Origin of the sequence: Nocardiopsis sp. SBT366, assembly GCF_001083815.1 — a bacterium.
Lineage (GTDB): Bacteria > Actinomycetota > Actinomycetes > Streptosporangiales > Streptosporangiaceae > Nocardiopsis > Nocardiopsis prasina.
The window spans coordinates 1-5,439 of sequence record NZ_LAVM01000143.1 but is presented as its reverse complement, the minus strand read 5'-3'; the positions used below and the strand labels follow the sequence as shown (position 1 = coordinate 5,439).

Annotated in this window: 6 protein-coding genes and 1 pseudogene; 3 read left to right on the top strand and 4 right to left on the bottom strand. The window is 70.8% G+C overall.

Annotated elements, in window-relative coordinates:
- Positions 1-256 precede the first annotated feature (256 nt).
- Positions 257-1,270 carry a hypothetical protein gene (locus ADX84_RS26890; protein WP_234004210.1) on the bottom strand — a complete coding sequence of 338 codons (1,014 nt, stop codon included), beginning with the start codon at positions 1,268-1,270 and terminating at the stop codon, positions 257-259.
- Between ADX84_RS26890 and ADX84_RS24715 the strand changes: the two genes are divergently transcribed.
- Positions 1,238-1,954 carry a M48 family metallopeptidase gene (locus tag ADX84_RS24715; RefSeq protein ID WP_082206767.1) on the top strand — a complete coding sequence of 239 codons (717 nt, stop codon included), beginning with the start codon at positions 1,238-1,240 and terminating at the stop codon, positions 1,952-1,954. The two genes, ADX84_RS26890 and ADX84_RS24715, sit on opposite strands and share 33 nt — an antisense overlap.
- A gap of 62 nt (positions 1,955-2,016) precedes the next feature.
- Positions 2,017-2,418 carry an NUDIX domain-containing protein gene (locus tag ADX84_RS24710; protein ID WP_049579809.1) on the top strand — a complete coding sequence of 134 codons (402 nt, stop codon included), beginning with the start codon at positions 2,017-2,019 and terminating at the stop codon, positions 2,416-2,418.
- A 269-nt stretch (positions 2,419-2,687) separates the two neighbouring features.
- On the opposite strand, the gene ADX84_RS24705 is transcribed toward ADX84_RS24710, so the two are convergent.
- A complete protein-coding gene (locus tag ADX84_RS24705; RefSeq protein ID WP_049579807.1) occupies positions 2,688-3,269 on the bottom strand; it encodes a GNAT family N-acetyltransferase in 582 nt (193 codons plus the stop codon).
- A gap of 155 nt (positions 3,270-3,424) precedes the next feature.
- The gene (locus ADX84_RS24700) at positions 3,425-4,429 is read right to left on the bottom strand and encodes an MBL fold metallo-hydrolase (RefSeq protein ID WP_199776695.1); all 1,005 of its coding nucleotides are present in this window, start codon (positions 4,427-4,429) and stop codon (positions 3,425-3,427) included.
- A 286-nt stretch (positions 4,430-4,715) separates the two neighbouring features.
- Here ADX84_RS24700 and ADX84_RS24695 point away from each other — a divergent pair, with 286 nt between their 5' ends.
- Positions 4,716-5,165 carry a single-stranded DNA-binding protein gene (locus ADX84_RS24695; protein ID WP_082206766.1) on the top strand — a complete coding sequence of 150 codons (450 nt, stop codon included), beginning with the start codon at positions 4,716-4,718 and terminating at the stop codon, positions 5,163-5,165.
- Between the two features lie 5 nt (positions 5,166-5,170).
- Here the strand turns inward: ADX84_RS24695 and ADX84_RS24690 are convergent.
- Positions 5,171-5,439, bottom strand: a pseudogene (locus tag ADX84_RS24690) (HAD family hydrolase); the annotation flags it as partial.

Below are 5,439 nucleotides of genomic sequence, written 5' to 3'. Positions count from 1 at the left end.
CCCTGTTGTGGGGTGGGAGAGTAGGTCGCTGCCACGGTTTTTCTTGATAGGGGAGGGGAAGGGCTTGTCCTTTGGGGCGGGTTCTTTCCCTTCTTTTTTGTTGGGGTTGTTTGTGCGTTTGTGAATTGTGTTTTTCGGGTGTGGGGCCGGGGTTGACTGCGGGAGGTGTGAAGCTGTGGACAAGCCCACCGTCCTGTGCTGCGGCTTTGGTGATGTACGCGTACGCCATGTCGTAGGCTGGAGGATACGAGTACTACTACGCGCTGCTACTGCTCAAAGTGGCAGCGCTTTTGAGTGTTGACGGACGGGTTGGATGACTGAGGACAGCCGATCGGGAGACCGCGAGGACTCCGGAGCAAACGACCACAGCGGTAACCGCTCCGGTGAGCCTGGCGGTCGCGGGCGCGGTGACGACTCCCGTTCCCGGTCTGGCTACAGGGGCTCCCGGGACGACAGAGGCGACTCCGGTGGCGGTGGCGACCGCCGCAACTTCCGGGGTGGCGATGACCGCCGCGGTGGGTTCCGCCGCGACGACCGAGGCGGCGACCGTCGCGACGATCGCGGAGGCGACCGAGGCGCTGCAGGCGGCGAGCGTCGTGACGACCGGGGCGGGTATCGGGGCCGCGACGACCGCGGGAACGACCGTGGCGGCAGGCGCGACGACGACCGCCGTGGCGGCGGCCGTGACTTCCGTGGCGGGGACGACCGCCGCGGCGGTTACCGGGGTGGTCCGGGCGGCGAACGCCGTGACGACCGTGGTGGCAACCGAGGCGGCGACAGCCAGCGCGGCGGCTACCGCGGGGACCGCGACCGCCAGGACGGTCGGCGTGACGACCGCGGCGGCTACCGTGGCCGCGACGACCGTCAGGGTGGTGGGCGCGACGACCGTCGTGACGACCGGGGCGGGTATCGGGGCCGCGACGACCGTCAGGGTGGTGGGCGCGACTTCCGTGGCCGCGAAGGCGGCCGGGACGACCGTGGCGGGAACCGGAACGACCGGGGCCGCGACTTCCAGCGTGACGACCGTCGACCGCAGCGGGACAACCGTCGCGATGACCGTCGCGATGACCGTCGTGACGATCGCCGTGACGACCGTGACCCGGCAGACATCGCTCCGCCGCTGCCCGACGAGGCCACCTACGACCAGCTGGACAAGGACACCAAGCGCGACCTGCACTCGCTGCCCAAATCCCTGGCCGAGCTGATCGGCAAGCACATCGTCGCGGCCGGCATCCTGGTGGACGAGGACCCCGAGCGCGCCTACAAGCACGCTGCCTACGCTCGCCGCAAGGCCTCCCGCCTGGCCACGGTCCGTGAGGCGTCCGGTATCGCGGCCTACACGGTGGGCAAGTGGCAGGAGGCCCTCTCCGACCTGCGCGCGGCTCGCCGCATGAGTGGTCGGGACACCTTCCTCGCGATCATGGCTGACTGCGAGCGCGGCCTCGGCCGTCCCGAGCGGGCCCTGGAGATCACCAACGACCCGGCTGCCAAGGACCTGGACGCCGACGAGCGCATCGAGCTGCGGATCGTCGCCGCCGGTGCCCGCCGCGACATGGGTGACGTGAAGGCGGCCCTCGCCGAGCTCCAGGTTCCTGAGCTGAAGGAGCGCCGGGCCCGTCCGTACGTGGCCCGTTTGTTCTACGCTTACGCCGACGTCCTGGAGGAGCTGGGCCGCAAGGAGGACGCCCGCGAGTACTTCGCGCGTGCCTCCTCCGTGGACCGCGAGGGTGTCACGGACGCCGACGAGCGCCTGGCCGCGATCGAGGGCGTCGAGCTGGTCGACAGCGACGTCGAGGACGGGGTCGTCTGGACCGACGTCGAGGAGGAGGCGGACGAGGCGGCGGCCGAGGCCGAGGCCACCGCTTCCCGGGAGCGTCGTGACGACAAGGGCCGGGAACACCGCCGCGACGATCGTCGTGACGACCGCCGAGGCGGCCGCGAGGACCGGGGCTGACCCCCTCGGAACTCCCTGACGGAGCGCCGTCGAGTGGCCAGGAGCCACTCGGCGGCGCCGTCGTGTACCTGGGGGCGGTTCCCCGGCGCTACGACTCGGTGGTGTGCCTGACCTACCTGGGGGAGCGCCTCCTCATGGTCCGCCACAGACGGCGGGCCTGGGAGTTTCCCGGAGGCCACCACGAGAGCGGCGAGGACCTCTACGCCACCGCCCGGCGGGAGGCGTCCGAGGAAGCTGGGGCGACCCTCGCGGACGTCCGCCCCCTCGGGTACTACGTGTTGTCCGGCGGGCACACGACAGTGGTCACGCACGCCCGGGTGAGCGCCCTGGAACCACTGAGCGGCGAGTTCGAGACCGTCGAGGTGCGCGCCTTCGACCAGCTTCCCCCGGAGCGTGAACTGTCCTGGGCGGACGGCCTGTACGCGCACCTCCTGCGGGTCCTCGCGCTGCCCGGCGCTCGCTAGAGCCGCCCCTGTCGCAGTGCGCCTTCACGGCCGCCGACGGCTGCCTCGGTACGTTCGGGGCCGTCCTCAGGAACCAGGGCGCCTGACGTGGATGCTCTCGACACCGACGGGCTCGTACCCGAGCCGATCGTTGATGGCGAGCATCGGCTGGTTACTGACGTGGTTCTCCGTGTAAGCGTGCCTGAGCCCCTTCTCCCTGGCCATGCGCAGGGCGCAGGCCTTGGTGTGTCCGGCCAGCCCCCGGACCTGCCCGAGGCCGACTCTCCGGCTCAGGGGTCCGACCGCAGATCCCGCCGCATCAGCACACGGGGGTGACCGGACAGGACCGAGGCCGTGTCAGCGGCGTGGACGAACCCTGCGCGCTCGAAGTTCTTCCTGAGACCGGGATAGGCCATCGTCTGATCCACTCTGGCGTCGCCGTTGTCCAAGGGGTAGGACTCGACCACAGGTGCGCCGTGGGAGCGGGCGAACTCGACGGCCCCGCTGATCAGGCTTCGCGAGATTCCCTGTTTGCGGTGACCGGGGCGCACCCGGATGCACCACAGGGACCAGACCGGCAGGTCGTCGATGTGCGGGATCTTTCGGTTCCGGGCGAAGGAGGTCGCCGAGCGCGGTGCCACGGCGGCCCAACCGACCGGTTCACCGCCGTCGTAGGCGAGTACCCCGGGCGGGGGTTCCGCGCGACACAGTTCCGTCACGTACTCGCCGCGGGCGGGACCGCGGAGCTCCTTGTTGAGCCTGGACGGGATTCGATAGCTCAGGCACCAGCACACGTTGGCCTGGGGCGACTTGGGGCCGACCAGGGTTCGGACGTCGTCGAAGACCGTGGCCGGGCGGACATCGATGGTCATGGCGCCAGGATGACACAGGGCGGGAGGATAGCGCGGACCCGCGTGGACGCCACCCTCCCCTGGGGTTGCTCATCCGCCGCCCGAGCGATCAGATCCGGGCCGCGTTGCGCATGGCGGATGGAACCGCATGCCACCCCGACCAGGCGGGGAGGGCCTCAGGCCCGCTCCTCAGCGGACTTGCGCTTCGCCTCGGCCTGCTCCTGGGCGAGTCGGTCCAACCAGTGCACGATCCCGCTCACATTGGCCTCCGGGCCGCTGAGCGTGTCCAGGACGGCCTTGGTCCCGCTCGAGGCCTCCGGAGGAAGCGGCTTGTACCGACTGATGACCTTGTCGCGCACCATCGCGATGGCGTGGTCGAGGTCCCCGCCGGTGTCCCGGGAGTCCCGTACGGTCTCCACCCACAGACGCAGTTCGCTCTCGGCGCGGTCGATGGTCTCGTTGACGGCGTCGTGTGCGCCGAAGTGGGAGAACATGAGCCGCTGCGCACCGATGTCACCGAACAGGCGCAGGGTGCGCAGGCAGGCCTCCATGTCGAAGTCCGGCGGCGGGGTGGCCGGGCGCAGGTCCCCGGTGAGGGGGTTGTACACACCGAGGGCGTCGCCCACGTACAGGTCGCCGGTCCCGGTGTCGACCAGCCCCATGTGGTGCTTGGCGTGGCCGGGGGCGTAGTGCGACACGAGCCTGCGGCCCGCGCCCAGGTCGACCTCACCGGTCTGGGCCACGGACCGGATGCGGGCGGCCTCGGTGGGACGCATGTGCCCGAACAGGGACTCCAACCGGTCGCCCCACACCATCTTGGCGCTGGCCATCAAGCGGCCGGGGTCGGCCAGGTGGCGGGCGCCGCGCTCGTGCACGACGATCTCCGCGTTGGGGAACAGGGCCGCCATGTCCCCGGTGCCGCCCGCGTGGTCCAGGTGGATGTGGGTGACCACGATGGTGGCGAGGTCCTCCGGGGCCAGCCCGAGCCGGATGACGGCGTCGCGCAGGACCGGGGCCGAACCGGCGGTGCCGACCTCGATGATGCAGGGCCGCTCGGTGCGGATGAGGTAGGCGGACACGACCCCGGGATAACCCGCGAGCATCGTGTCGATCGCGTAGATCTCGTCACCGAGCGGAGTGATCCCCTCGGGCAGACCGCTGACGTCCACGTCGTCGTGCACGGCGGGCACCCCTCTTCCTCAGCGTCCTTCGGTCCGCCGCGGACCGAACCCGACTCTAGGACAAGGATGTCATGGCAGCTGACGGCGGGGTCGCACCGTTGTCCACAGCTTCCGCAAGGGCCTTTCCCTCCACCACCCGCCCGGGTGATCCTGGAACCAGCGCGCGCACCAGGACACTCCAAGAAAGGCCCTCGTGCTCGAATCCACCCCCGCACCCGTGTCGTCGAAGCCCATCCACGTACCCACCCCACCCGGCCACTCCACGAGGACTGCTCCCGGGCCGGTCATGCCCGAGCCGTCGGGAACGACCTCCGCTTCGGGGAGCCCGAACGGAACCGAACCGCCGCCCCTGTCCCCAGACCTGGCCGTCTCCGACGTCACAGCCCCGGAACGTCCGGACCGGGCCGAAGGACACCGCAACGAGGTCCTCGTGGTCGGCCGGGTCACCGCCGCCCCCTCCGAACGCGAACTACCCAGCGGGGACCGCCTGGTCACCTGGCGGATCTGCGTGGCCCGCCCCGAAGTGCCCGGACGAAAGCGGGATCGGGCCGACTCGATGACCCTCGTCTCCTTCGATCCGCACCTGTGCGCGGGGGTGGAGGGCTGGCGGGTCGGCGACGTGGTCCGGGTGACCGGTGAGCTGCGCCGCCGGACCTGGCGGGGTTGGAACGGGATCCACAGCGTGCTGGAGGTGGAGGCGGACACCGCCTCGCGTGTGAGCGAGGCGGTTCGGTGATCCGGTCACCAGCCCAGGACGGCCAGGGCCTCGGCTGCCGAAGACCCCGAGGGGTCGACCGTCTCGTCGGCCCAGACGGCCGTGCACAGTGCGCGGAGGCCGTCCAGACGGTCACCCTCCCCTGACAGACGAACCGATCCCGCGACCGTGGTGACGGTCCAGCCCCCGCACTCGGTGCGCGCGGTGTCCCCTTCGACACGGCGCACCGGGCCCGGGTGGGGCTCGTTCATCCCGGACACGTCCCACGACAGGTAACGGGGGCGCTGGTGGGCGG

Bases quoted from the DNA above. Each gene is read 5' to 3' on its own strand.
- ADX84_RS24705 (WP_049579807.1), bottom strand. From the start codon at position 3,269: ATGACCATCGATGTCCGCCCGGCCACGGTCTTCGACGACGTCCGAACC.
- ADX84_RS24695 (WP_082206766.1), top strand. From the start codon at position 4,716: ATGCCCGAGCCGTCGGGAACGACCTCCGCTTCGGGGAGCCCGAACGGA.